Source organism: Rhodococcus sp. RD6.2 (genome assembly GCF_001040705.1).
Taxonomy (GTDB): Bacteria; Actinomycetota; Actinomycetes; order Mycobacteriales; family Mycobacteriaceae; genus Rhodococcus_G.
Genome location: NZ_CVQP01000011.1, coordinates 200291 through 226244 on the forward strand (window position 1 = coordinate 200291; position 25954 = coordinate 226244).

Sequence of the window (25954 nt, forward strand, 5' to 3'; positions counted from 1 at the left end):
AGGGGTCATCTGTGGCTGCACCGCCGACGATGGTCGATTCATGCTGGTCGCGTCACCCCGCGATCTGACGACGAAGGAGAGTCATGACCGAATCCGCCCCAACCGACTCCTCACAGTCCGACACCGGGTCTCGCCGCGACGGCTTTGCCCGCGTCCTGCTCAAGCTCGGCGGAGAAATGTTCGGTGGTGGCGAGGTCGGACTCGATCCCGACGTCGTGCAGACGGTGGCCCGGCAGATCCGCGGAGTCGTCGAGAGCGGCGTGCAGGTCGCCGTCGTGATCGGTGGCGGCAACTTCTTCCGCGGCGCGGAGCTGCAGCAGCGCGGCATGGACCGCGCCCGCTCCGACTACATGGGCATGCTCGGCACCGTCATGAACTGCCTTGCGTTGCAGGACTTCCTGGAGAAGGAAGGCATCGACACCCGCGTGCAGACGGCCATCACCATGGGGCAGGTCGCGGAGCCGTACCTGCCGTTGCGCGCCCGCCGACACCTGGAGAAGGGCCGCGTCGTCATCTTCGGCGCAGGCATGGGCATGCCGTACTTCTCCACCGACACGACCGCCGCGCAGCGTGCGCTCGAGATCGGCGCCGACGTCGTTCTCATGGCGAAGGCCGTGGACGGCGTCTACACCGCCGATCCGCGCATCGACCCGACCGCCACGATGTACACCGAGATCAGTCACCGTGAGGTCATCGAGCAGGGTCTGAAGGTCGCGGACGCCACCGCGTTCAGCCTTTGCATGGACAACCAGATGCCGATCATGGTGTTCAACCTGCTCACCGAGGGGAATATCGCGCGCGCGGTGTCCGGTGAGAAGATCGGAACACTGGTGAGGTCGTGACCGGCATCACCGCCTGCTTCACCCGCACCACCCGCAGCCATCCCGCGAGCCTGGAGGACCACCGTGATCGATGAAGCTCTCTTCGATGCAGAGGAGAAGATGGAGAAGACCGTCGCCTCGGCGAAGGACGATCTGGGCGGCATCCGAACCGGTCGCGCGAATCCGGGCATGTTCAACCGGATCGCCATCGAGTACTACGGCGCGATGACCCCGATCTCGCAGCTCGCGTCGATCACCGTGCCGGAGGCCCGGATGGTCGTCATCAAGCCGTACGAGGCCGCGCAGCTCGGGCCCATCCAGAACGCGATCCGCAACTCGGACCTCGGCGTGAACCCGACGGACGACGGCACCCTGATCCGTGTCTCGGTCCCGCAGCTCACCGAGGAGCGTCGCCGTGACCTGGTCAAGCAGTCGAAGGCCAAGGGTGAGGACGCGAAGGTTGCGATCCGCAACGTGCGCCGCAAGACGATGGACGAGCTGAACCGCATCCAGAAGGACGGCGAGGCGGGCGAGGACGAGGTCGGCCGGGCGGAGAAGGAGCTCGACAAGACCACGGCCAAGTACGTCGCGCACATCGACGAGCTGGTCAAGCACAAGGAAGCCGAATTGATGGAGGTCTAGGCGGTGTCCACCGACAGTCCCACCGGCGCCGAGCGCCACGATGGGACGGATGGTCCCCACCCGGACCGTGCAGCCGCCGCGGCTGCCACCCCCTCGAAGGCGGGCCGGAACCTGCCCGCCGCGATCGGGGTGGGGGTGGCGCTCGGCGCGCTCGTCATCGTCTCGCTGTTCCTGGTTCCGAAGGTGTGGTTCGGGATCGTCGGCGCTGCGATCGCGATCGCGACCTGGGAGGTCGCGAAGCGGCTGCGGGAGAGCGACATCCTGGTACCGCGGATCCCCCTGATCCTCGGTGGCCAGGCGATCATCTGGCTGGGGTGGCCGTACGGCACCGCGGGTGTGCTCGGCGGGTTCGCGGCCACCGTGCTCGCGTGCATGGTCTGGCGCCTCCTCGACCAGGGCCTGCACACGGCGCCGCGGAACTACCTGCGTGACGTTGCGATCACCGTGTTCGTGGCGGCATGGTTGCCGCTGCTGGCGTCGTTCGCGACCCTCATGGTCACGCACGACGGCGGCAACAAGTGGGTGTTCGTGTTCATGATCGGTGTCGTCTGCTCAGATGTCGGCGGATACACGGCGGGTGTTCTGTTCGGAAAGCACCCGATGGTGCCTGCGATCAGCCCGAAGAAGTCCTGGGAGGGATTCGCCGGGTCGCTGGTTTTCGCGATCGTCGGCTCGCTGCTGACGGTGATGCTGATCCTGGACGCGAATCCGGTGGTCGGGGCGCTGCTCGGTGTGGTGCTGGTGCTGACCGGGACCCTGGGTGACCTGATCGAGTCGCAGGTCAAGCGCGATCTCGGGATCAAGGACATGGGCACGCTGCTGCCCGGGCACGGCGGCATCATGGACCGTCTCGACTCGATGCTGCCGTCGGCGTTCGTGACGTGGCTGGTGCTCACGGCCCTGCTGTGACGCGCCGACCCCCGCCGGGGCAGCCGATACCCAGCCCGAACATCTGGCACTGGCCTCAGATCTACGAGGTGGAGAACCGTGCGCAGGACGTCGACGGTGCCGTGTTCGCCGTCCTGCGCGAGGTCGCCGCATGGGCGGATCGCGACGTGGTCGACGTCGGCTGCGGCAGCGGTTACCACCTGCCGGAGTTCGCGCGTGAGGCGCGGTCGGTGATCGGGGTGGAACCACATCCTCCGCTCGTGGCGCAGGCCCGGGAGCGGACGGCCGGGTCGCTGGCGGTCCGTGTGCTGGAAGGTACCGCCGAGCATCTTCCCCTGCCCGACCGCAGTGCCGACGTCGTGCATGCTCGGACCGCGTACTTCTTCGGACCCGGCTGCGGTCCGGGGATCACCGAGGCGATGCGGGTGCTCAGGCCCGGGGGCACTCTCGTCGTGGTGGACCTCGATGCCACGGTCGGCGGCTACGGGCAGTGGATGCGAGCGGACCTGCCGCACTACGACCCCGCGGTCGTGGAGTCGTTCTTCGCGGCGCAGGGATTCGACATCACCCGGGTGGTCACCCGGTGGGAGTTCGAGGACCGGCAGTCGCTGCGCGCCGTCCTCGGCATCGAGTTCTCCGAGAGAGTTGCGGAGCGCGCGTTCGGGCAGGTTCCCGGACTGTCCTTCGACGTCGGCTACCGAGTCCACACGCGACGCGCACCAACCGGGCTCGTCGTCGGCTGACAGGTCGCGGACGGCTCAGCCCTGGGGCTTCGTCGCCCGCTTCGCGAGCCTGCGGATCTGCACGATGCGCACGCCGCCCGCCAGCGCCATGACCAGTGCACCTGCGATCGCGGCCAACAGCAGCCCGATGCCGAGCGGAACCGAGAACTCCCACCAGAACAGGTTCAGCGTCACGCTGTCGAGGTTCTGGAGGATGAAGACCAGCAGCACTATCAGGACCAGGACGCCGATGACGAGGCCGCTCCAGGTGGCCGCCGCTTTCGTGTGGCCCATGCTCGTGTGCCTGCGCACCGCTTCGGTTTCCGGGCTGGACACCGGATTCGGTGGGACCGGAGGTTCGGCTGCGGCGGGTGGTTCGTCCAGCCGATCCACCGGGGCCAGGTCGTCGCGGTTGGGTCCGTCGGTGGTGGACATGGAAATGATCATCGTCCACCCGACGGGGGATTGCACGCACCGCCGTGATATCGCGCGGGTTGTGTGAACCCGGTCGCGAATTCGTCCGTCGAGGTCATCGGATGGGACACTGGACGACACTATGGCCGTTCCCGTACCCCTCGTGTTCAACGCTCCGCGTCGTGGCATGCCCCCGACGCACCTCGCCGACCTCGATTCGGAGGGCCGCAAGGCCGCGGTGAAGGAACTCGGCCTGCCCGGCTTCCGGGCCGACCAGCTGGCTCGCCAGTACTACGGTCGCCTCGAGGCCGACGTGGACAAGATGACCGACCTGCCCGCGTCGATGCGCGAGAAGGTCGGCGAGGCGCTGTTCCCGACGCTGCTCACGCCGGTCAAGCACGTCGCGTGTGACGACGGCACCACGCGCAAGACCCTCTGGAAGGCGAACGACGGGACGCTCCTCGAGTCGGTGCTGATGCGGTACCCGGATCGGGCGACGCTGTGCATCTCCAGCCAGGCCGGCTGCGGGATGGCGTGCCCGTTCTGCGCGACAGGTCAGGCCGGGCTCACCCGGAACCTGTCGACCGCGGAGATCGTCGACCAGGTCCGCTCGGCTGCTGCCGCCATGCGTGACGGCGATGTCGCGGGCGGTGAGGGCCGCCTGTCGAATGTCGTGTTCATGGGGATGGGTGAGCCGCTCGCGAACTACAAGAGGGTCGTCGCCGCGGTCCGCCGCATCACCTCACCGGCTCCCGAGGGCCTCGGCCTGTCGCAGCGTTCCGTGACCGTGTCGACGGTCGGGTTGGCCCCCGCGATCCGCAAGCTGGCCGACGAGGGGCTGTCCGTGACTCTGGCGGTGTCGCTGCACACGCCCGACGACGAACTGCGCGACACCCTGGTTCCCGTGAACAACAGGTGGTCGGTCAAGGAGGTGCTCGACGCGGCCCGCTACTACGCGGACAAGACCGGTCGACGCGTCTCGATCGAGTACGCGCTCATCAAGGACGTCAACGACCAGCCGTGGCGGGCCGACATGCTCGGCAAGAAGCTGCACAAGGCGCTCGGCTCCCTGGTGCACGTCAACCTGATTCCGCTGAACCCGACCCCGGGCAGTGAGTGGGATGCGGCGCCGAAGGACGTGGAGCGGGAGTTCGTGCGACGCGTCATCGCGCAGGGCGTCTCGTGCACGGTCCGTGACACCCGCGGGCAGGAGATAGCCGCGGCCTGCGGGCAGCTGGCTGCGGAGAACTGAGCCGGAAGAGACGACAGCCGGAAGAAACGACAACGGCCGCGCGGTTCCCGAAGGGGAGCGGCGCGGCCGTTGTCGTGAGTGCGTGGTTACCGCGGCTTGCGGCGACGAATGATGTCGCGAACCAGCATGAAGATCATGAAGAAGGAGATGCCGACGAGCCACAGGTCCTCGACCTTGCCCTCGTGGTTGCCGATCGTGTAGACGAGCAGGAACAGCGCGAAGAACCAGCCCAGGAAGCGGAACAGTCGGGGCGCCTCACCGCTCCAGCCCCATTCCGCAGAGGGCACCTCGGCGGTGTCGACTTTGCTGGTGACGATGGGCTCGCTGGCGGCCACGGCCGATCCTCCTGCTCGTGCGGGTGTGCATATTGCTCGCATATCGTGGCATACGACCCGACGTCGTAGCGAGCGGGGTGGACATGTGGGAGGGCGTTTCTCATGACCGTCACACCGACCGGACGGGTCGTGCGCACTGCGAGCGGCGCGGACCTCGTCATCGACCGCCTGTTTTCCGTGTCGGCCGAGCAGATGTGGGCCGCCGTCACCGAATCCGACCGCACCGCAGCCTGGTTCGGTCCGTGGACGGGAACGGGGGCCGCCGGCAACGCGATTCGCGTGCAGATGGTCTTCGAGGAGGGGGAGCCGTGGATGGACATGACCATCGAGGTGTGCGAGGCACCGAGCCGGTACGTGGTGTCCTCGACGGACGATTTCGGGTCGTGGCTGATGGAGGTTCAGGTGGCGTCCGACGGTGACGGGTCTCGGGTGCGCCTCATCCAGCACCTCGACGCGGCGGCCGCGGCGCTCGCCGTCGACACCGGCCCGGGCTGGGAGTACTACCTCGATCTGCTGGTGACCGCGCAGTCGGGTGAGCCGCGTCCACGATTCGACGACTACCTGGCGCTGAAGGGGCATTACGAGTCCGAGGTGGCGCGGCTCGCCGGAGACAGCTGAGTGCCGTTTCGCACGAACGAGTGCGCGGGGGTCGGCCTGTCAGGTTGCTCTCAGGTCGGATCGGGAACAATGGACGGGTGACAGAACCTACGCGCGTGCTGCTGCTGGGCAGCACCGGCTCGATCGGCACCCAGGCTCTCGATGTCGTCGCGGCGAATCCGGACAAGTTCACCGTCGTCGGGTTGGCCGCCGGTGGCGGCAACATCGACCTGCTGGCCGAGCAGATCCGGGCGACGGGAGTGTCCCGGGTCGCGGTCGCCGACCCTGCGGCCGCGGCGCGGCTCGACCTGCCCGGGGTCCTGTCCGGACCCGGTGCCGTCACCGAACTCGTGCGCACCACCGAGGCCGACGTCGTCCTCAACGCGCTGGTCGGCTCGCTCGGCCTCGAACCCACGCTCGCGGCGCTCGAATCGGGCGCCCGTCTGGCACTGGCGAACAAGGAGTCCCTCGTCGCGGGCGGCCCGCTCGTCACCGCCGCCGCGGCGCCCGGCCAGATCGTGCCCGTCGATTCCGAGCACTCGGCGCTCGCGCAGTGCCTGCGCGGCGGACGCGCCGACGAGGTCGACCGGCTTGTGCTCACCGCGTCGGGCGGGCCGTTCCGCGGCTGGACGTCGGCCGCACTCGAGGCCGTGACACCGGAGCAGGCGGGTGCGCATCCGACCTGGTCGATGGGCCCGATGAACACCCTGAATTCGGCGTCGCTGGTGAACAAGGGGCTGGAACTGATCGAGACGCATCTGCTGTTCGGCGTCGACTACGACCGCATCGACGTGACGGTGCATCCGCAGTCGATCGTGCATTCGATGGTCACTTTCACCGACGGCTCCACCCTCGCGCAGGCCAGCCCGCCGGACATGAGGCTGCCGATCGCCCTCGCCCTGGGCTGGCCGGACCGGGTACCCGGAGCCGCCGCGGCGTGCGACTTCGCCACGGCGTCGACCTGGACGTTCGAGCCCCTAGACAACGCGGTGTTCCCGGCCGTCGACCTGGCTCGCGAGGCCGGCAAGGCGGGCGGTTGCATGACCGCCGTGTACAACGCCGCGAACGAGGTAGCTGCCCAGTACTTCCTCGACGGGGTCGCGTCGTTCCCGTCGATCGTGCGGACGGTCGAGAAGGTTCTCGCAGGTGGCGGGCAGTGGTCCGCGGCACCGGCTACCGTGGACGATGTGCTCGCCGCGGACGGCTGGGCGCGGGCGCGAGCACACGAGCTCGTCGAGCGAAGGGGCTAGAACCGCATGTTGATCCTCGGAATCGTGCTGTTCGCCCTCGGCATCACCATCTCTATCGCGCTGCACGAGGCCGGCCACATGTGGACGGCACGCGCGCTCGGCATGAAGGTCCGCCGCTACTACATCGGCTTCGGCCCGAAGATCTTCTCGTTCCAGCGCGGTGAGACCGAGTACGGACTCAAGGCGATCCCCGCGGGTGGCTTCTGCGATATCGCGGGCATGACGATGCACGACGAGCTCGCGCCCGACGAGGTCGATCGCGCGATGTACAAGCAGAAGACGTGGAAGCGGCTCGTCGTCATGTCCGGCGGCATCGCGATGAACTTCGTCCTCGGCCTGGTGTTGGTCGTCGTACTCGCCGTCGGGTGGGGGCTGCCCAACCTGAACCAGCCGCCGGAAACCCAGCTGGGCCCGATGAGTTGCGTGTCCGACCAGCAGTCGGACGGAACGCTCGCGGAATGCGACGGGGTCGGGCCGGCCGAAGCCGGTGGCCTGCGCGAAGGTGATCTGGTTACCGCGGTCGGCGGTGTCCCGGTCGAGACCTGGACCGAGTTCCAGACGCAGACCCGCACCCACGACGGCCCCGTCGACTACACACTCGAACGCGGCGGGGAGACGTTGACCGTGACGGTCGTCCCGCAGGAAGTGCAGCGCCTGATCAAGAACGCCGACGGCACCGTGACGACCGCGACGGTCGGCGCGATCGGCGTCGTCCCCGACTACTACGCCCCGACGCAGTACAACGTGCTGTCGGCGGTCCCCGCGTCGGTGGCGTTCACCGGCGACCTGATGGTCGAGTCCGTCAAGGGTCTCGCGCAGCTGCCGAGCAAGGTGGGCGACCTGTGGACCGCGGTCACGGGTGGTGAGCGTGCCCAGGACACCCCGATCAGTGTCGTGGGCGCGTCGGTGATCGGCGGTCAGGCCGCCGAGCAGGGACTGTGGGAGATGTTCATTCTCCTGCTCATCAGCCTGAACTTCTTCCTCGGCATCTTCAATCTGCTGCCGTTGCTGCCCCTGGACGGCGGCCACATGGCCGTCACCATCTACGAGAAGATCCGCAACTCCCTGCGCATCCGGCGGGGCCAGCCTGCGGGCGGTCCGGTCGACTACATGAAGCTGATGCCGCTGACCTATGTGGTGATCGTGATCGGCGGCGCCTTCATGCTGCTCACCCTCACCGCCGACATCATCAATCCGATCAAGATCTTCTAGACCAGAGGTCCTAGACTTTCCTGGTACCGAATAACGAAAGAAGGCAGACCGTGACCAGCCCCGTCGGTTTGGGCATGCCCGATGTTCCCGCCGTCCTCGCGCCGCGTCGCAAGACCCGTCAGTTGATGGTCGGGGGAGTCGGAGTCGGCAGCGATCATCCGGTGTCGGTGCAGTCGATGTGCACCACCAAGACGCACGACGTCAACGCCACCTTGCAGCAGATCGCCGAGCTCACGGCGTCGGGTTGCGACATCGTCCGCGTCGCCTGCCCTCGGCAGGAGGACGCCGACGCGCTCGCGACGATCGCGAGGAAGAGCCAGATCCCGGTGATCGCGGACATCCACTTCCAGCCGCGCTACATCTTCGCCGCGATCGACGCCGGTTGCGCGGCGGTGCGCGTCAACCCCGGCAACATCAAGGAGTTCGACGGTCGCGTCAAGGAGGTCGCGAAGGCGGCCGGTGACGCCGGTATCCCGATCCGGATCGGCGTCAACGCCGGTTCCCTCGATCCGCGTCTGATGCAGAAGTACGGCAAGGCCACCCCGGAGGCACTGGTCGAGTCGGCGCTGTGGGAGGCGGGCCTGTTCGAGGAACACGGCTTCGGCGACATCAAGATTTCCGTCAAGCACAACGATCCGGTCGTCATGGTCGAGGCCTACCGGCAGCTCGCGGCGCAGTGCGACTACCCACTGCACCTCGGCGTGACGGAGGCGGGACCTGCGTTCCAGGGGACGATCAAGTCGGCGGTCGCGTTCGGTGCGCTGCTCTCGGAGGGCATCGGCGACACCATCCGTGTGTCCCTGTCCGCGCCTCCTGCCGAGGAGATCAAGGTCGGCACGCAGATCCTGCAGTCGCTGAACCTGCGTCCCCGCAAGCTGGAGATCGTGTCGTGCCCGTCGTGCGGACGCGCCCAGGTGGACGTCTACACCCTCGCCAACGAGGTCAGCGCGGGGCTCGAGGGCATGGAGGTGCCGCTGCGCGTCGCGGTGATGGGATGCGTCGTCAACGGCCCCGGTGAGGCACGGGAAGCGGACCTCGGTGTCGCATCGGGCAACGGCAAGGGCCAGATCTTCGTGAAGGGACAGGTCATCAAGACCGTCCCCGAGGCGCAGATCGTCGAGACGCTGATCGAGGAGGCGATGCGTATCGCCGAGGAGATGGGCAACGATTCCGACTCGGGATCACCTGTCGTGACCGTGAGCTGATCGCGACCCGTATCCTGTCGGCAAGCCCACCGCTGTGATCGGTCACACATCGCGCGCGGTGGATTCTCTGTCCGTTGGTTCGACGAGACCCGGGGGTGACTGGGTGCTCAAATTGCTCGGTGCCAGGCAACTCGGCGCGCGGGACCGTGCCGATGTGCTGCGGGTACTCGACGCCGACCCGATTGCCACGTGCATGGTCGCCGCACGCGTCCAGGATCTGGGTGTCGAGCCGCGGTCGATCAACGGGGAGCTCTGGAGTCGTGGCGGACCCGCGGAGTCACTGTGCTTCTCGGGTGCGAACCTGGTTCCCCTGCGGGGCGGCCTGGGGGATCTGCGGGCGTTCGCGGATCGAGCGACCCGATTTCCGCGGATGTGTTCATCGCTCGTCGGGCGCGCGGAGTTGACGCTGCCGCTGTGGGAGATGCTGGAGTCGGACTGGGGTCCGGCTCGCGAGGTCCGCGACGACCAGCCCCTTCTCGCACTGTCGGCGCGGCCGCTGGTCGAACCGGATCCTCTGGTCCGGCTCGTCCGGATGGACGAACTCGACAGGTACCTCGTCGCCGCCGTCGAGATGTTCATCGAGGAGGTCGGCATCGACCCGCGTTCCGGTGACGGTGGGCGCGGGTATCGGCGGCGCGTTGCCGGGCTGATCGCGTCGGGCCGCGCGTTCGCGCGGTTCGAGGACGGTGAGGTCGTCTTCAAGGCGGAGATCGGGTCGGCGTCGCGTCAGGTCGGGCAGATCCAGGGGGTCTGGGTGCACCCGGACCATCGTGGTGGCGGGCTCGGCGCTACCGGTACCGCCGCGGTCGCGGTGGCCGTCATGGACGCCGGACGCACGGCGAGCCTCTACGTCAACAGCTTCAACCACGCCGCGCGCCGCGCCTACGAGCGCGTCGGCTTCACCCAGGTCGCCACGTTCTCGACGATCCTGCTGGACTGAGTTCGGGCCCGTCGGTCGGTGGAATCCCGGCCGAGCGCCCCTACTATGGGCAGCGATGAAATCGCGTCTCGCCCATCGTGTCCGAACGTCGCTGACGCTCGTCGTGTCGAGCGCGCTCGCGGTGACGCTCGCCGCCTGCACGCCCAAGCCCGACGGACCGGAACCCGCGGCGGAGCACTTCGTGTCGCTGCTCGCGGACCAGGACACCGCCTCGGCGGCGGCGCTGACGGACCGGCCCGACGTCGCTCGGACCGCACTCGAGTCGGCGTGGGAGAACCTGCAGGCCGAGTCGATGACGGCAACCGTGGGGTCGGCGCGAGTCACGGGAGACACCGCCACCGTCCAGTACACCTACGAGTGGCACCTGCCGAAGGACCGCGTGTGGACCTACACCGGGGACCTGCAGATGGGGCGCCGCGACGGCGAGTGGGCGGTGCGCTGGAACTCGACGGACCTGCATCCGAAACTCGGTGACACCCAGACCATGTCGTTGCGTTCGGTGCCTGCGCCGCGGGCGAGGGTCAACGAGCGCTCCGGTACCGACGTGCTGGTGCCCGGCAGCATCGAGCGGATCGCACTCGACGCCCGAAACGCGGGGAACCTGGGTGCGGTGTCCGCGTCGCTCGCCCGGATTCTCGCGCCGTTCGCGCCGTCGCTCACGGCGCAGTCGATCGCGGAGTCGGCGTCGAGTGTCAACGGCGCGTACCAGGTGGCGAGCCTGCGGCAGGACGACTACGAGTCCGTTGCGGCGTCGCTCGCCGAACTGCCCGGTGTCACCGTCGAGGAGGAAGCCGACCTGGTGTCCACCGACCGCGACTTCGCGCCGGACCTGATCGGTCAGGTCAAGAAGCGCGTCATCGACGAGGTCGACGGAACCGCGGGCTGGAGCGTGGTCACCGTCAATCAGAACGGCGTCGACACCGACGTCCTGACGGAGGCGAAACCGCAACCTGCGCCGTCGTTCTCGGTGACACTCGACAGGAACATCCAGGTCGCGGCGCAGAACGCGGTGAACGCGCGCACGGATCAGGCGATGACGGTGGTGATCCAGCCGTCGACCGGCGCGATCCTCGCGGTCGCGCAGAACAAGGCCGCCGACCGAGACGGACCGGTCGCGTCGACGGGCCTGTACCCGCCCGGGTCGACGTTCAAGATCATCACGGCGGGCGCTGCCATCGACAGCGGCCTCGCGGACCCGGACACGATGGTCCCGTGCCCCGGCCGGATCGTCATCGGTGAGCGGTCCGTACCGAACTACAACGAATTCGCGTTGGGGACGGTGTCGATGACCACGGCGTTCGCCCGGTCCTGCAACACGTCGTTCGCGAAGCTCGCCAGCGAGATGGAACCCGACGCGCTGACCGTCGCGGCCGCGCAGTTCGGAATCGGCCCGGATTACGAGGTGCCCGGTCTGCCGACCGACTCGGGGTCCGTGCCGCCGGCCGAGGATCTGGTTCAGCGCACCGAGGACGGGTTCGGGCAGGGCAAGGTGGTGGTCAGCCCGTTCGGGATGGCGTTGGCGGCGGCGACGGTGGCGAACGGGTCGACGCCGACTCCGCACCTGATCGTCGGCGACGAGACCACCGTCACCGGAGACCGGACGGCGATCACGCCCGCCATGGTCGACGGCCTGCGCGGGATGATGCGCGAGGTGATCACGTCCGGCACCGCCCTGCGGATCGCCGGCCAGGGTGAGGTGTACGGCAAGACAGGAGAGGCCGAGGTCGACGGCGGCTCGCACGCCTGGTTCGTCGGCTACCGCGGCGACATCGCATTCGCGACGCTCGTCGTGCGTGGCGGCAGTTCCGACAACGCCGTGGCCGTGACCACCGACATGTTCGCGGCACTTCCCGAGGGGTACTGACACTCAGGCCTCCGACCCGAACGACGAAAGGGCTTCGCCATGACGCAGCTGGTACGCGTGCAGAACTTCTTCCTGTCCAGCGACGGGTTCGGAGCTGGGGAGGGTCAGACCGAGGAACGCCCGTTCGGGCACGCCGACCCGGCGGCGTTCGCGTCGTGGGCCGGGGCGACCGCACACTGGCCGAACCGCACCGAGCCGGGCGGGACGTACGGTCTCGACGACTACATCACCCGCGACTACGCGAACAACATCGGCGCCGAGATCATGGGGCGCAACAAGTTCGGTCCGCAGCGCGGACCGTGGGAGAACCTCGACTGGCAGGGCTGGTGGGGCGACGAGCCGCCGTTCCACACCCCCGTGTTCGTCCTGACGCACCACCCCCGTCCCTCGTTCACGCTGGGTGAGACGACGTTCCACTTCCTCGACGCGTCACCGGAGGAGGCGCTGGCGCAGGCGTTCGCCGCCGCCGACGGCAAGGACGTCCGGATCGGCGGCGGCGTGCAGACGGTGCGCGCGTTCCTCGACGCCGACCTCGTCGACCAGATGCACGTGGCCGTCGTCCCGTCCGTCGTACTCGGGCGCGGCGAGCGGCTGTGGACGAGCCCTGACGAGCTCACCGACCGGTTCCACCTCGAGCGGATTCCCAGTCCGAGCGGCGTCGTCCACCACTTCTTCTGGAGGCGTTGACCTTTCAGGCCGCGCCGACGGGTGCGTACACCACGGCCCTGGCCACTTCGTAGGTCTTGCGATCGAGGTAGCAGCACAGCAGCGCGGGCGCGCCGTCGGCGGTGCACGACGCGGTGACGGCGTCGCCCGCGGCGATCACCTTGGTCAGGTCGGTGACGTCGCGGCCGCCGAGCAGTCGCCGTGCGGCGGGGTCACCCGCCGCCGCTGCCGCGACGAGTTGCGCGACGGCCTGCTTGCCGCGCTCGCCCACGCTGCGGACGGCCGCGCCGAACGCGATCGACCCGCCGAGGCCCTGGTTGCGCAGCATCCGTGCCGCCATCGACATGCCGACCTTGAGCTTCGCCGGGTCGAGGCCCGCGACCTGCGCGAACATCGGCGCGACCTCCCAGTGCGCTGCGATCCGGCGGATACGGGGTTCGCCGTCGTCGAGGGTGGTCTCGTACAGCAGGTGCATGGGCGCGCGGGCGACGACCCCGCCCCCGAGTCGGGTCTCGATGGTGACGTCGCGGACGACGGTGAGCCCGTCGACGATGTCATCTCGTTCGATGTGGAAGCGAATGTCGTTGGGCGCGATGAAGGTGTCGTAGAACCGGCCGAGCGAGTTGCCGCCGCGCCGATGGCTGCGTGTGTCGTAGAGGCCACCGACGACGGGGCGCCCGCCGACGGGATCCTCGACGACGTGGTGTCTGGCGAACAGCCCGAGCCAGGCGTCCCGGTCGTGTGCGGCGACCGCGGCGGGGGAGGCGTGTGCGAGCGCGAGCAGGTCGGCGGGGTCGGCAAGCATGCCGCGGAGTATGCCAGATCAGGTGGAACGCGTTCTAGAAATTAGTTGGAGGGGCCGTGGTGGGTCGACGGATCGTCATCCGTCAGGAACTCCGGATGGATCTCGCCCTTCACTCCGAGCTTGGTGTTGACCAGGTGGTTGACACCCCACAGCACAACGCCGATGGCCAGCAGTACGCCTGCGATCGCGTACTGGTCCGGGTTGCGGTCGGTGAACGGCGTCGCGAGAAATCCGCACGCGACAGCGCCGACCACCGGGAGCGCGGTCGGTGCCCGGAAGTGCTTGTGCTCGACCGGATCTTTGCGCAGGACGAGCACGGCGACGTTGACGATCGTGAACACGCACAGCAACAGCAGGGCGGTGGTGCCGCCGAGCTGCGGGACCTCGCCGACGAACGTGATGAGGCCGAGGGCGAGGAATGTGGTGAACCCGATCGCGATGTACGGGGTCCGACGGGACCGGTGCACGCGACCCAGTTGCGGCGGCAGGACGTGCTGGCGGCTCATGCCGTACAGCAGACGGCTCGCCATCAGCATGTTGATCAGTGCGGTGTTCGCGACCGCGAACATCGTGATGAACGCGAAGATCCCGATCGGGAAGCCTGGGGCGCCCGCCTGCACGACCTTGAGCAGTGGGGTGTCGCCTTCGCCGAGCTCGTCGGCGGGCACCAGCGCGATCGCCGTCACCGACACCAGGACGTAGATCAGGCCGGTGAACAGGAGTCCGGTGAGCAACACCTTCGGGAAGATGCGGCTCGGGTCCTTGGCCTCCTCGGCCATGTTCACGGAGTCCTCGAACCCGACCATCGCGTAGAACGCGAGGGTCGTCGCGGCGATGACCCCGCCGAGGGCGCTGCGGTCGCCGGTGTCGAAGGTCGTCGCGCGGGAGAAGTCACCCTCGCCGATGCCGAGCGCCCACATGCCGATGAAGATGATGATCAGCAGGCCGGACAGTTCGATGCAGGTCAGGACGACGTTGATCTTCACGGACTCGCCGACGCCGCGGAAGTTGACGGCCGCAACGATCAGCATGAACGCGATCCCGAGCAGTGTGATGCCGATCCCGGCCTGCAGGTCGATCTCGAATGCTTCGGCGAAGTTCGCGGCGAAGGCACGGGACGCGGTCGCCGCCGAGGTGATGCCCGAGCACATCACCGCGAACGTGACCATGAACGTGAGGAACTGGATCCCGAACGCCTTGTGCGTGTACAGCGCGGCACCCGCCGCCTGCGGATACTTCGTGACGAGTTCGAGGTAGCTGAACGCCGTGATGAGCGCGACCGTGAACGCCACCAGGAACGGCAGCCACACGACGCCGCCGACGTCGTTCGCGACCTGACCGGTAAGGGCGTAGATGCCGGTGCCGAGGATGTCGCCGATGATGAACAGCAGCAGGAGCCATGGTCCCATCACGCGTTTGAGCGTCGGTTCCTCGGGAGGATTGGATCTGTGCGCCCCGCCGGTACCAGGCGATGTGCTCATGATCCCTCCTCGTGGCAGAACCCGATGGATCTATGGAAGCAAACCGAGCCGCCGTGCGCTCACAACCGCCTCGTGGCGAGAATGCGCGTCGAGCTTTCCCATTGCACTGCGCAGGTAGCTCTTCACCGTTTCCGGACCGAGCGAGAGACGATGTGCCACTTCGTTGTTCGTGCACCCCAGCGCAATGTGGGCGAGGACGTCGAGTTCCCGCGGTGACAGCGCGACGGCCGTCGATTCGGGCTCCTCGGACAGTAGCCCGGCCAGCTTCTCCGCCACCGCCCGCAGCCTGCCGCGCAGTGCGTTGTCGGGTACCTCCTGCGCGAGCCTCCGAAGTTCGGCGTGTGCGTCACGGATACCTTCCGACACGGCGGCGTCGCCCGTTCCGGCAGCGGTGTCGCGGGTGTCGAGCATCCGTAGTCGCCGGTCCACCTCGTCGCGGATGGCGATCTCCGCGGCGAGTCGACGACCGGAAAGCGTCAGGAGCTCCGCGGTTCGATCGCCGATCGGGGTTGCTTCGCGGATGGCCGCGTAGAGGACCGCGCGGGAGATGCCGTCGACCACAACCGGAACGGCGATCACCGAACGCAGTCCCTCGCCGATCACCGGCGCGTCGAAGTGGTGGGTGATGTTCAACGCGGTGCGGTAGTCGGGTACCGAGGCGGGCCTGCGCTGGTGCGATACCCGCCCGCCCAGCCCCGACGCGGCAGGCACCGTGAGGCCCTTGAGGCCGTTCGTTCGCGTTCCCAGGAACTCGCTGAGCAGCAGGTTGCCGCCGTGTACCTCGCCGCCGAACAGCACCGGTACGTCGGTGAGGCTCGCGGTGTGGCGGAGCTCGGCTCTGAGTGCGTCGCCGTCGCGGGGGCGGAGCAACGCCGCTCGGGGACTCGTCGGAATCGGCATCGGTGCGGCTACCCCTTTCCGGGGGTGGTGGGCAGGTCTTGTGAGTTAGATCATAAGTCCAGTGAAGTGTCCGGTGTCATGCCGGTGTGATGTGGGAAGGAACCTCCATGGTCGACGACAGTGCCCAGCGAGTTCGAGAACTGCTCGGTCGGTACGACACCGCCGACGCGTGTGCGGCCGAGTTGCTGTGCGACCGGCACCCTGCCGATGCCGTCGCGTTCACCGTCGTCGAGGCCGATCTGACCTCCCACGACCTCACCTACGGTGAGCTCCGTGCCGAGTCGACGAAGTTCGCGGCCGCGCTCGCCGATCTGGGTGTCGAGCCGGGTGACTGTGTCGCCACCCTCATGGGCAAGTCGTCGGAACTGGTCGTGGCTCTGCTGGGCATCTGGCGTCGCGGAGCCGTGCACGTGCCGCTGTTCACGGCGTTCGCGCCGCCCGCGATCGCGTTCCGGCTGACGTCGTCGGGCGCGAAGGTCGTGGTCGCCGACCGCAACCAGCTCGACAAGCTCGCTCCGGGGGAGGACATCCCCGCCGACGCGCCGTGGACGGTGATCGTCGCGGCCGGCGAGCCGGCGTCCGACACGCAGTTGCGGTTGTCGGACCTCCTCGCCTCCCATGCTGCCGACGACCCTAAGGGCGCCGCGGTCGCGGTCGGCGCGAACGGCCCGCTGGTGCAGCTGTTCACGTCCGGCACGACGGGTACCCCGAAGGGCGTCCCCGTACCGGTGCGGGCACTCGCCTCGTTCCACGGCTACGTGGAGTTCGGTCTCGACGTCCGCTCCGACGACGTGTTCTGGAACGCGGCCGACCCGGGCTGGGCGTACGGGCTGTACTACGCGCTCCTCGGACCGCTCGCCGCGGGGATCCGCAGCCTGCTCCTGCACGCCGGGTTCTCCGCCGAGCTGACGTGGAAGGTGATCGAGACGTTCGGCGTCACCAACTTCGCGGCCGCACCGACCGTGTACCGGAGCCTGCGCGCCGACACCGGTCCCGTGCCCGCCGGGCTGTCCCTGCGCCGCGCGTCGTCGGCCGGTGAGCCGCTGACGCCCGACGTCGTGGCGTGGTCACAGACCACACTGGGGTGCGAGGTCCGGGACCACTACGGGCAGACCGAACACGGCATGTTCATCGTCAACGCGTGGGCCGACGGGCTTCGTGAGGATGTGCCCGCCGGGTCGATGGGTCGTGCACTTCCGGGCTGGTCGTGCGCCGTCCTGCTCGACGACTCCGACGAGGTCGCACCGCCGCGCACCGCGGGCCGGGTCGCGATCGACACGCACAACTCTCCGCTGATGTGGTTTGCCGGCTACGTCGACGCCCCGGAGAAGACGAAGCAACGGTTCACCGAGGACGGCCGGTGGTACGTCACCGGCGACGCGGGCAGCACCGACGAGGACGGGCACTTCTTCTTCAGCTCCCGCGACGACGACGTCATCATCATGGCCGGTTACCGGATCGGCCCGTTCGATGTCGAATCGGTGCTGGTGATGCACGAGGACGTCATCGAGGCAGCCGTCGTCGGCATGCCCGACCAGCTGCGCGGCGAGGTGCTCGAGGCATTCGTCGTGCTCCGCGACGGAGTCGACGGCACCGACGAACTCGAGGTCGAACTGCAGACGCTGGTGAAGAAGAAGTTCGCGGCGCACGCTTACCCGCGGACCGTGCACTTCGTGCCGTCGCTGCCGAAGACCCCCAGCGGCAAGGTGCAGCGCTACATCCTTCGCAAGGGCTGACGCAACCGATCGCGAGTCCGGTGGCCGGCTGTCCGGCCACCGGACTTCGTCATCGCGTGCGGACGAGTCGCTCGGTGAGGAACGCGAGGATCTCGTCGCGGGCCGCGAGTGTCGGCTCGCCTGCCGCATCGATCAGGTGCGCGGTGACGACGCTGTGCGGGCTCGCAACGACGTCCGCGAAGAATGGTGGTGGTGTCGAGTCGGCGGCGCTGTCCGGAAGCACGGTGCTCACGAACCGATCGCCCAGCGCCGCAGAATAGGCGGCGAAACGTTCGGCCCGGCACCACTTGTCGCCGGCGAACCGGTATGCCCGCACGGTCAGGTCGTCCCGGTCGAGCCGGTCGCGGACCGCGCGGAGATCGTCCGGGGCGATCTCCAGTCCTGCCGGGTCGTCGAGCGGCAGCGACGGCTGGCAGAGGACGGGTGCGAGCACGGAGTCCTCCAGAGTCATCGTCAGCGCGAAGTTGCCCGTGAAGCACATTCCGACGGCGCCGATGCCCGGGCCCCCGCACTCCTCGTGGGCGGCGGCGGCCAGTGCCCGCAGCCACCGGGTCACGGGGCTGGTGCGGTTCGCGCCGAATGCCCGGAACTCGGCGCTCACGCATGCCCGTTGCATGACGGCGCTGCCGTCCTCGGTTGTGGGCACCGCGCCGTCACGGCCGAACAACGACGGCAGGTACACCGTGAAGCCGGCGTCGCGGACCCACCGCGCGAACCGGGCGACGTGCGGGCTGATTCCGGGCATCTCCGGCATGACGACGACAGCCGGGCCGTCCCCCGAGACGAGTACGACCTTCGTGGCCGACCCGAACGTGAAGTCACGGGTGTCGAAGTCGTCGAGCGGATCGTCCACGCTCGTGTCGTGAAGGGTCATCGGTGCGTTCCTGTTCGTCGTCGCGTCACTGAACAGGTCGAGTCTCGCGGCCGGTGGGCCGGGCGAGGAGGGGCGTGATCGCCACCTTCCGGGTAGATCCCGCCAGAGGACGGCCCAGCCGGCGCGGTCAGCGACTGCGAAACCGTCGGCGATAGTCAGCGGGGCCGATTCCGACCCGCTCCACGAACATTCGCCGGAGGGTGCCGGTGTCCTGGTATCCGACGCGACGCGGAATGTCGCCGATCGGAACGTCCGTGTCGGCGAGAAGCCTTTTGGCGGTGGCGATCCGCGCCTCCTGCAGGAAGGCCAAGGGAGGCCGACCGTCCTCCTCTCCGTACCGGCGCAGCAGGGTCCGGGTACTGACGTGCAGCGCGTCGGCCAGTCGGGGCAGGCTGTAGGGCTCCGCGAGGTGATCGACCAGCCACCGCTGGACTGCGGTCGCGAACGGACCGGACGTCGTCTGCACCATCGACTCGACGACGTAGGGTGCCTGACTCCTCCGGTTCTCGGACACGAGCGTGACGCGGGCGGTCGCCCGGGCGACCCCGGCACCGAGATGGTCGCGGACGATCGCGGTGGTGAGATCGAGCGACGCGCTGAACGCCGCGCTCGTGGTGACGAGCCCGTCGCTGACGATCAGCGACTCCGCGCAGACGGTGGATCGCGGGTACCGCCGGGTGAGTTGCGATGCGAACAGCCACGATGTCGTGGAACGTCGTCCGTCCAGCAGTCCGGCCTCGCCCAGCAGGAACGCTCCGACGCACACCGACGCGATGCGGATTCGGCGGCTCGCCGCCTCTCGGAGGAAGGCGACCTCACGGCTCCGGTCGGCGAGTCGGGCGCTCAGGTCGTCGGTGGGGGACACGTCGAATCCCGGCACGACGATCAGATCGAACCTGTGATGCCAGCGGTGGGCCCCGATCGTGAATCCACCGGCGGCGACGACCGGCGTGGGCGATGCCGCGATCACCGACACCTGGAACCGGGTGGCGGAGTCGATTCCGTTCTCGTGCGCGACCCGGTTGGCGATGCGGAGAAGGTCGGTGACCGCGAACACCTCGGTCGCGAAGCATCCCTCGTAGGCGAGGATCCCGATCCGCATGACACCCACCTTCGAGACGACCATCGGCGGGGTGGCCGCCAGCCTGCCAGGCTACCGAGGTGTCGCGCCTGCTCGCCGCCACGCCGGGAATCCTGGGGGGTGTTGTCTCGGAGCCGGCCGACGGACAATGGTGCCAACTGTTGAGCACCGACGAAGGGTGAGCGGAATGGATCGGTTCGAGCTCCCGCATACGTTGCGTCGATCGTCGAAGGAGGTGCAAGAGGTCTACGCCACGGCCCACGAGTCCGCCGTCAAGCGGCTGGGCGAAGGTGAGGAGGCCGAGCGGGCCGCCTACGGGGCCGTCAAGGAAAGCTACGAACTCGCGGTCGACCACTGGGTACCCAAGCAGGATTGACTTCCTGCGCGGCGTCGACGCGATCAGGTGGTGGGCGCGGTGCCCTGCAGGGCACCGCCGGCGGCCCGCCAGTCGATGAGACCCTTCGACATGTTCTTGGCCTCGAAGCCGAACTCGATGAGCATGTTCGCTGCGCCGTAGGAACGAAGGCCGCCGGTGCAGAACGTGATCAGCAGGCGGTCGTCCGGGAGTTCCTCGCAGCGTCTCGGTAGGTCCTCGAGTGGGATGTGTATCGAGCCGGGGATGTGGTTCCGAGTCCACTCGAACTGCCTGCGCACGTCGACGATGAGCGCGCCGTCGGCGGCCAGGCGGATCGCCTCCGCGGCCGTGACCGACGGTGCGCCGTGCAGATAGTGTCGAATCTTCATGGCAACGGGCCTCTTTCGCGCAGTTTCAGTTAGTCTGAAACTGACGAACGGGAGTTGTCAAGATGACGAATGCGGGCCCACCGCCGAGCGCGGCGTTCCTCGTGATGGCCGTGGGTCGCCGCATGCGCGAACGCGTCGAGCGGACCCTGAAGAGTGAGGGGATCACGATGCGGCATCTGTCCGCACTGGGTCACCTGTCCCGGGACGCGGGAATGGGAATCTCCTACAGCGAGTTGGCGCGTCGCGCATCGGTCACACCGCAGAGCATGCAGGCGACGCTGGCGAAGCTCGAAGAGTGCGGGGCCGTGTCGAGGACCACCGATTCCGGTCGGGGGCGTACCGCGCGACTCGTCGTCACCGACGAGGGAATGCGCCTGCTCGGGTTGGGCCGGGACGCGATCGGCGAACTCGACGAGGTGCTCGGCCGCCACCTGGACGCGGACACGCTCGAGAAGTTGATGCCCGGACTCCTGCGGACGATGCACGCGCTCGGCGGCGACGAGCGGGGGTGACTGCGCGAGTCAGGTCGCGAGCACCCCGGCGCCGAGCGCCGCACAGATCAGCATGAGCGTGAACAGTGCCCATCCTGCGCCGTGCCACGCCGGCCAGGTGCCGCCGCGCTTCCACACCGCGTAGGTCTCGGCGAACGCGCCGACTCCGCCGAGCATGAGTATCGCCGCGGGCACGATCGCGAGCAGATAGCGGTCGGCGGTCCCGCATACCGGGGTCGGGGAGTCGACGCAGTTGCTCCGACCCAGGTACGCCCACAGCCCCAGGAGGGCAGTAGACGCCAGGGTCAGGGCAACCACTACGACCGTGTACCTGGTGGCGCGCCGGATCTCCGGTGGGTCGTCCCAACTCTTCTCGATGTCTCGGCGGGCGGAGTCGCGCCGGGCGGCGTCACGCCAGTCGGCGTCGCGTCTGGTGGAATCGTCTGCCATCGTGCGCCTCCCCTCGGCCGCGGGCACGTCAGGCTGGAGCGCTGCCTTCCACGCTACGCGCGGGGCGCGGAGGCGTCGGCCGGGCGCGGCCAGGGATGGCCCGTGCGTCGCTCGATGTCGTTGTTGAACCGTTCGAGGTAGGTCGCGAAGGCGGCACGGTCAGCCGGGTCCCAGTCCTCGATGACGACGTCGAGGCCGCGCACGTTGCCTGCTCGTTGTTGTTCGAGACGTTTCCGGCCCTCGTCGGTGACGAGGAACTTGCGTGCCATGCCGCCGTCGGGGTCGGGAATGCGCTTGACCAGGTCGGCATTGAGCATCGCGGTGGTTTGCCGACTGATGGTCGAGGTGTCGAGGTCGAACGCCTCGCTGAGCTCGCCGACGGACATCGGCCCCTGGATGCTGATGCGGCTGAGCAGGAGGTAGGCGCTGGACTCGAGGTTGCCTTCGCCGCGCCGGGGGCGAGCAATGTGTCGTGCGAGAAGCATCGTCTCGAACTCGATTCGGTTCGCGTCCACCCTTGTCCCTTCCGTGAATCCTGCGTCGAGGGTACGTCGAGATTGTCCGGATCCAGGCAACTCCTGTGTTATGCATCATACATATCAATTGCATGCAGCAACTTGCTTGCATGATACAAATAGTTGCATCGCACAATCTGTGCTCGGGCTCCGGGGGGTCCGGTGGTGAAATATGTGAGGAGCTTCCGTGAGAAGTAGTGGTTCGGCTGTGAACCCGAACGCGTTGGTCGGCGTGCTGGCGTTCACCGGCATCGTGGCGGCCCTGATGCAAACCTTGGTCGTCCCGCTCATCGGTGACCTGCCCGTGATCCTGAACACGACCGCATCGAACGCGACGTGGGTCATCACGGCGACACTCGTCGCGGGAGCCGTGTGCACTCCCATCACCGGACGCCTCGGCGACCTGTACGGCAAGCGCCGCATGCTGCTGATCTGCACGGTGCCCCTCATCGCGGGCTCCGTCACCTGCGCGCTCGCGACCTCCGTCGTCCCGATGGTCACAGGCCGCGCACTGCAGGGCATGGGCATGGGCCTGATCCCGATCGGGATCAGCGCCATGCGCGATCTCGTTCCCGCGGAGCGCCTCAACTCGTCGATCGCCATGATGAGCGCGTCGATGGGCATCGGCGGAGCCCTCGGGCTTCCGCTCGCCGCGGCCGTCGTGCAGAACGCGAACTGGCGTGTGCTGTTCTGGGGCGCCGCCGCGCTCAGTGTTGTCATCGCTGCGCTGATCTGGAAGTTCGTCCCCGCGACACCGGTCGACCCCGCCGCCGGAAAGTTCGACCCCATCGGCGCGGTCGGCATCGCCATCGGTCTCGTGTGCCTGCTGCTCGGCGTCTCGAAGGGTGCCGCCTGGGGCTGGACCAGCGGCGCCATCATCGGTCTGTTCGTCGCTGCCGTCGTGGTCCTGATCGTCTGGGGCTGGTGGGAACTGCGCACGACCGATCCGCTCGTCGACCTGCGGACGACCATTCGCCCGCAGGTGCTGTTCACCAACATTGCCGGCCTGGTCATCGGATTCGCGATGTACGCCCAGTCGCTGATCCTGCCGCAGTTGCTGCAGCTGCCCGAGTCCACCGGCTACGGACTGGGGCAGTCCATGATCATGATGGGCATCTGGATGATCCCCGGCGGCCTGGTGATGATGGCGCTCGCACCCGTCGGAGCGGCACTGTCCTCCGCTCGCGGGCCCAAGGTGACGCTGATCCTGGGCGCCCTGATCATTGCCGCCGGGTACGGCTCGGCGATGGTGTTGATGGGCTCGGCCTGGGGCCTCATGATCGTCGCGGCCATCTGCGGCGCGGGCACCGGATTCGCCTACGGCGCGATGCCCGCCCTCATCATGGGTGCGGTCCCGCTGTCGGAGACCGGCGCCGCCAACGCGTTCAACACGCTCATGCGGTCCCTCGGGACCTCCATCGCGGCCGCCGTCGTCGGTGCCGTGCTCGCACAGATGAGCGTCCAGGTCGGCGAGTACACGCTGCCCACCGAGAGTGGCTTCCGCACCGGCCTCCTGATCGGTTGCGGAGTCGCACTCGCCGCCGCCGTTGTCGCCTCGTTCATCCCATCGCGCCGGCCGTCGGCCGGGGTGCCCGACGTGCACGCAACGGAATTGGTGCCGGCGCGGAGCTGACCGGGCTCGTCCGTGGAGCGAGGGGGTGGCGCGTAACCTGGACCGCATGTCTGTGCGCGCACCCCTCGTCCCCGGAACCGTCTCTCCGACCCTCGCTGTGCCGGCGAAGATCGAGCGCCCCGAGTACGCGTGGAAGCCCACCGTCAACGAGGGCAACGAGCCGTGGGTGCAGACCCCCGAGACCATCGAGAAGATGCGCCTCGCGGGCCGCATCGCCGCGCAGGCACTCGAAGCCGCGGGCAAGGCCGTCGCACCCGGTGTCACGACCGACGAACTCGACCGGATCGCGCACGAGTACATGATCGACAACGGCGCCTACCCGTCCACCCTGGGCTACAAGGACTTTCCGAAGTCCTGCTGCACCTCGCTCAACGAGGTGATCTGCCACGGCATCCCGGACTCGACCGTGATCCAGGACGGCGACATCGTCAACATCGACGTCACCGCCTACATCGACGGCGTGCACGGCGACACGAACGCCACTTTCCTCGCCGGTGACGTCTCCGACGAGAACCGACTGCTCGTCGAGCGCACCCGCGAGGCCACGATGCGCGCCATCAAGGCCGTGAAACCGGGCCGCGAGCTCAACGTCATCGGCCGGGTCATCGAGGCCTACGCGAACCGCTTCGGGTACGGCGTCGTTCGGGACTTCACCGGCCACGGCATCGGCGAGACCTTCCACAACGGGCTCGTGATCCTGCACTACGACCAGCCGAACGTCGACACGATCATCGAGCCCGGCATGGTCTTCACGATCGAGCCGATGATCAACCTCGGCACCGTCGACTACGAGATCTGGGACGACAACTGGACCGTCGTCACGCAGGACCGCAAGTGGACCGCCCAGTTCGAACACACCATCGTGGTCACCGAGTCGGGGGCGGAAATCCTCACGCTGCCGTGACGCAGCGGGACGCGGTTCGGGGGGCGTTGCTCGTCGCAGGAACCACCTCCGATGCGGGCAAGAGCGTCATGGTGGCCGGACTGTGCCGGCTGCTCGCCCGCCGCGGAGTCTCGGTCGCGCCGTTCAAGGCGCAGAACATGTCGAACAACTCCGTCGTCACCCTCGACGGCGGCGAGATCGGCCGCGCGCAGGCGTTGCAGGCACGGGCATGCGGGCTCGAACCGAGCGTGCGGTTCAACCCGGTGCTGCTCAAGCCGGGCAGTGACCGCACCTCACAGCTGGTGGTCCGCGGCAAGGCCGTCACCTCCGTCGGTGCCCGCGACTACATGACGCACCGGCAGTGGTTGCGCGGTGTGGTCGCCGATGAACTGGCCTCGCTGCGTTCCGAGTTCGATGTCGTGATCTGCGAGGGCGCCGGGTCGCCCGCCGAGATCAATCTCCGCGCCACCGACCTCGCGAACATGGGACTTGCTCGTGCCGCGAACCTTCCGGTCCTGGTCGTCGGTGACATCGACCGCGGGGGAGTGCTCGCGCACCTGTTCGGCACCGTCGCTGTCCTCGAACCCGAGGACCAGGCGCTGATCGCGGGGTTCGTGATCAACAAGTTCCGCGGCGACGTCGGGCTGCTCGAACCGGGCCTGGTTCAGCTCCGGGAGCTGACGGGCCGGCCGACGTTCGGCGTCGTCCCGTTCGCGGACGGTCTGTGGATCGACGCCGAGGACTCGCTGTCGACGGTCGTCGACGCCCCGGTCGGCAGGCCCGCGGCGCCGCGGGGCCGGGACTGGTTGCGGGTCGCCGCGATTCGGTTGCCCCGGGTGTCCAACGCGACGGACGTCGAGGCGTTGGCCTGTGAGCCGGGCGTGTCGGTGCACTGGGTGAGCGACCCGTCCCGCCTGGCGGACGTCGACCTGGTCGTGATTCCGGGTAGCAAGTCGACGGTGTCCGACCTCGCGTGGTTGCGGACGTCGGGACTCGCGGAGGCGCTGTCTGCGCGCGCGAAAGCGGGACGTCCCATCCTGGGGATCTGCGGCGGGTACCAGATGTTGGGTCGCCGCATCGTGGACGACGTCGAGTCCGGCTCCGGTGTCGTCGACGGACTCGGCCTGCTGGACATGGACATCGAGTTCGGCGCCGGCAAGGTCCTCGCTCGGTCCGAGGGGACGGCCGAGGGGATTGCGGTGTCCGGCTACGAGATCCATCACGGACGCGTGACCCGCACCGGCGACCTTCCGCTCCTGCACCACACCGACGGCACACCCGAAGGCAGCGTTCGGGGTGCTGTCTTCGGCACGCACTGGCACGGACTTCTCGAGTCGGATGCCTACCGGCGCGTGCTTCTCGGCCGGGTCGCCGCGGCCACGGGTCGGCAGTTCACCATCTCTCCCGACACCTCGGTTGCTGCTGAGCGGGATGCCCAACTCGACCTGCTGGCCGACCTCGTCGAGCAGCACGTGGCCGTCGACGAGGTCATGGCGTTGATCGAACGGGGTGCACCGCAGGGACTCCCGGTCGTGACGAGCGCCATCAGCTGA

At 68.3% G+C, this 25954-nt stretch carries 28 protein-coding genes; 18 read left to right on the forward strand and 10 right to left on the reverse strand.

Going from position 1 to position 25954, the window contains the following annotated elements:
* Nucleotides 1–83: 83 nt before the first annotated feature.
* The 4 genes from pyrH (at nt 84) to RHCRD62_RS23370 (ending at nt 3094) form a co-directional block, all read left to right on the forward strand.
* A complete protein-coding gene (gene pyrH / locus RHCRD62_RS23355) occupies nt 84–842 on the forward strand; it encodes a UMP kinase (RefSeq protein WP_050067144.1) in 759 nt (252 codons plus the stop codon).
* Nucleotides 843–905: 63 nt separating this feature from the next.
* The gene (gene frr / locus RHCRD62_RS23360) at nt 906–1463 is read left to right on the forward strand and encodes a ribosome recycling factor (protein ID WP_050067145.1); all 558 of its coding nucleotides are present in this window, start codon (nt 906–908) and stop codon (nt 1461–1463) included.
* Nucleotides 1464–1466: 3 nt separating this feature from the next.
* Entirely contained in the window at nt 1467–2372 is a 906-nt protein-coding gene (locus RHCRD62_RS23365) for a phosphatidate cytidylyltransferase (RefSeq protein ID WP_050067146.1), read from the forward strand.
* Nucleotides 2369–3094 (forward strand): class I SAM-dependent methyltransferase, encoded by a 726-nt coding sequence (locus RHCRD62_RS23370; RefSeq protein ID WP_050067147.1) that lies wholly within the window; start codon nt 2369–2371, stop codon nt 3092–3094. Before RHCRD62_RS23365 ends, RHCRD62_RS23370 begins: the two co-directional genes overlap by 4 nt.
* 15 nt (nt 3095–3109) lie before the next feature.
* Here the strand turns inward: RHCRD62_RS23370 and RHCRD62_RS23375 are convergent, their stop codons facing one another.
* Nucleotides 3110–3508, reverse strand: a complete 399-nt coding sequence (locus RHCRD62_RS23375; protein ID WP_050067148.1) for a lipopolysaccharide assembly protein LapA domain-containing protein — start codon at nt 3506–3508, stop codon at nt 3110–3112.
* 121 nt (nt 3509–3629) lie between these two features.
* On the opposite strand from RHCRD62_RS23375, the gene rlmN reads away from it, so the two are divergent.
* Nucleotides 3630–4739, forward strand: coding sequence for a dual-specificity RNA methyltransferase RlmN (rlmN, locus tag RHCRD62_RS23380; protein ID WP_050067149.1), 1110 nt, complete (start codon nt 3630–3632; stop codon nt 4737–4739).
* A gap of 86 nt (nt 4740–4825) precedes the next feature.
* On the opposite strand, the gene RHCRD62_RS23385 is transcribed toward rlmN, so the two are convergent.
* Nucleotides 4826–5116 carry a DUF2631 domain-containing protein gene (locus tag RHCRD62_RS23385; RefSeq protein WP_050067150.1) on the reverse strand — a complete coding sequence of 97 codons (291 nt, stop codon included), beginning with the start codon at nt 5114–5116 and terminating at the stop codon, nt 4826–4828.
* A gap of 60 nt (nt 5117–5176) precedes the next feature.
* Between RHCRD62_RS23385 and RHCRD62_RS23390 the strand changes: the two genes are divergently transcribed.
* From RHCRD62_RS23390 to RHCRD62_RS23420, 7 genes are all read left to right on the forward strand, one after another.
* Nucleotides 5177–5692, forward strand: coding sequence for an SRPBCC family protein (locus RHCRD62_RS23390; protein WP_050067151.1), 516 nt, complete (start codon nt 5177–5179; stop codon nt 5690–5692).
* Between the two features lie 95 nt (nt 5693–5787).
* Nucleotides 5788–6921, forward strand: coding sequence for a 1-deoxy-D-xylulose-5-phosphate reductoisomerase (gene dxr, locus RHCRD62_RS23395; RefSeq protein ID WP_050067152.1), 1134 nt, complete (start codon nt 5788–5790; stop codon nt 6919–6921).
* Between the two features lie 6 nt (nt 6922–6927).
* Nucleotides 6928–8133: a M50 family metallopeptidase gene (locus RHCRD62_RS23400; protein WP_050067153.1), complete on the forward strand. Its 1206-nt coding sequence runs from the start codon at nt 6928–6930 to the stop codon at nt 8131–8133.
* A 50-nt stretch (nt 8134–8183) separates the two neighbouring features.
* Entirely contained in the window at nt 8184–9338 is a 1155-nt protein-coding gene (gene ispG / locus RHCRD62_RS23405; protein ID WP_050067154.1) for a flavodoxin-dependent (E)-4-hydroxy-3-methylbut-2-enyl-diphosphate synthase, read from the forward strand.
* A 103-nt stretch (nt 9339–9441) separates the two neighbouring features.
* Nucleotides 9442–10278, forward strand: a complete 837-nt coding sequence (locus tag RHCRD62_RS23410) for a GNAT family N-acetyltransferase (protein WP_050067155.1) — start codon at nt 9442–9444, stop codon at nt 10276–10278.
* 55 nt (nt 10279–10333) lie between these two features.
* Nucleotides 10334–12142 (forward strand): penicillin-binding transpeptidase domain-containing protein, encoded by a 1809-nt coding sequence (locus RHCRD62_RS23415; protein WP_050067156.1) that lies wholly within the window; start codon nt 10334–10336, stop codon nt 12140–12142.
* 39 nt (nt 12143–12181) lie between these two features.
* On the forward strand, nt 12182–12829 hold the full coding sequence (locus RHCRD62_RS23420) for a dihydrofolate reductase family protein (RefSeq protein ID WP_050067157.1): 648 nt from the start codon (nt 12182–12184) through the stop codon (nt 12827–12829).
* Nucleotides 12830–12833: 4 nt separating this feature from the next.
* Here the strand turns inward: RHCRD62_RS23420 and RHCRD62_RS23425 are convergent, their stop codons facing one another.
* From RHCRD62_RS23425 to RHCRD62_RS23435, 3 genes are read right to left on the reverse strand one after another with little or no spacing between them, the layout of a single operon-like run.
* Nucleotides 12834–13613: a nuclear transport factor 2 family protein gene (locus tag RHCRD62_RS23425; protein WP_050067158.1), complete on the reverse strand. Its 780-nt coding sequence runs from the start codon at nt 13611–13613 to the stop codon at nt 12834–12836.
* Between the two features lie 41 nt (nt 13614–13654).
* A complete protein-coding gene (locus RHCRD62_RS23430) occupies nt 13655–15094 on the reverse strand; it encodes an APC family permease (protein WP_157051041.1) in 1440 nt (479 codons plus the stop codon).
* A 30-nt stretch (nt 15095–15124) separates the two neighbouring features.
* Nucleotides 15125–15994 carry a LuxR C-terminal-related transcriptional regulator gene (locus RHCRD62_RS23435; protein ID WP_050067160.1) on the reverse strand — a complete coding sequence of 290 codons (870 nt, stop codon included), beginning with the start codon at nt 15992–15994 and terminating at the stop codon, nt 15125–15127.
* A gap of 107 nt (nt 15995–16101) precedes the next feature.
* Between RHCRD62_RS23435 and RHCRD62_RS23440 the strand changes: the two genes are divergently transcribed.
* Entirely contained in the window at nt 16102–17730 is a 1629-nt protein-coding gene (locus RHCRD62_RS23440) for an AMP-binding protein (RefSeq protein ID WP_050067161.1), read from the forward strand.
* A 49-nt stretch (nt 17731–17779) separates the two neighbouring features.
* Here RHCRD62_RS23440 and RHCRD62_RS23445 read toward each other — a convergent pair whose 3' ends face one another.
* Nucleotides 17780–18604 (reverse strand): dienelactone hydrolase family protein, encoded by an 825-nt coding sequence (locus RHCRD62_RS23445; protein WP_050067162.1) that lies wholly within the window; start codon nt 18602–18604, stop codon nt 17780–17782.
* Nucleotides 18605–18731: 127 nt separating this feature from the next.
* Nucleotides 18732–19706, reverse strand: a complete 975-nt coding sequence (locus RHCRD62_RS23450) for a GlxA family transcriptional regulator (protein ID WP_050067247.1) — start codon at nt 19704–19706, stop codon at nt 18732–18734.
* 166 nt (nt 19707–19872) lie between these two features.
* Here RHCRD62_RS23450 and RHCRD62_RS23455 point away from each other — a divergent pair, with 166 nt between their 5' ends.
* Entirely contained in the window at nt 19873–20061 is a 189-nt protein-coding gene (locus RHCRD62_RS23455) for a ChaB family protein (RefSeq protein WP_050067163.1), read from the forward strand.
* 23 nt (nt 20062–20084) lie between these two features.
* Here the strand turns inward: RHCRD62_RS23455 and RHCRD62_RS23460 are convergent, their stop codons facing one another.
* A complete protein-coding gene (locus RHCRD62_RS23460) occupies nt 20085–20429 on the reverse strand; it encodes a rhodanese-like domain-containing protein (RefSeq protein WP_050067164.1) in 345 nt (114 codons plus the stop codon).
* 62 nt (nt 20430–20491) lie between these two features.
* Here RHCRD62_RS23460 and RHCRD62_RS23465 point away from each other — a divergent pair, with 62 nt between their 5' ends.
* Nucleotides 20492–20941: a MarR family winged helix-turn-helix transcriptional regulator gene (locus RHCRD62_RS23465; protein ID WP_050067165.1), complete on the forward strand. Its 450-nt coding sequence runs from the start codon at nt 20492–20494 to the stop codon at nt 20939–20941.
* A 9-nt stretch (nt 20942–20950) separates the two neighbouring features.
* Here the strand turns inward: RHCRD62_RS23465 and RHCRD62_RS23470 are convergent, their stop codons facing one another.
* Both RHCRD62_RS23470 and RHCRD62_RS23475 read right to left on the reverse strand, forming a co-directional pair.
* Nucleotides 20951–21370 carry a hypothetical protein gene (locus RHCRD62_RS23470; protein WP_050067166.1) on the reverse strand — a complete coding sequence of 140 codons (420 nt, stop codon included), beginning with the start codon at nt 21368–21370 and terminating at the stop codon, nt 20951–20953.
* A 53-nt stretch (nt 21371–21423) separates the two neighbouring features.
* Nucleotides 21424–21885 carry a MarR family winged helix-turn-helix transcriptional regulator gene (locus RHCRD62_RS23475; RefSeq protein WP_367379657.1) on the reverse strand — a complete coding sequence of 154 codons (462 nt, stop codon included), beginning with the start codon at nt 21883–21885 and terminating at the stop codon, nt 21424–21426.
* Between the two features lie 187 nt (nt 21886–22072).
* On the opposite strand from RHCRD62_RS23475, the gene RHCRD62_RS23480 reads away from it, so the two are divergent.
* The 3 genes from RHCRD62_RS23480 to RHCRD62_RS23490 are packed head-to-tail and all read left to right on the forward strand — an operon-like array spanning nt 22073 to nt 25954.
* Nucleotides 22073–23518, forward strand: a complete 1446-nt coding sequence (locus tag RHCRD62_RS23480; protein WP_050067167.1) for an MFS transporter — start codon at nt 22073–22075, stop codon at nt 23516–23518.
* Nucleotides 23519–23564: 46 nt separating this feature from the next.
* Nucleotides 23565–24422 carry a type I methionyl aminopeptidase gene (map, locus tag RHCRD62_RS23485; protein ID WP_050067249.1) on the forward strand — a complete coding sequence of 286 codons (858 nt, stop codon included), beginning with the start codon at nt 23565–23567 and terminating at the stop codon, nt 24420–24422.
* Nucleotides 24419–25954, forward strand: a complete 1536-nt coding sequence (locus RHCRD62_RS23490; protein ID WP_050067168.1) for a cobyric acid synthase — start codon at nt 24419–24421, stop codon at nt 25952–25954. Before map ends, RHCRD62_RS23490 begins: the two co-directional genes overlap by 4 nt.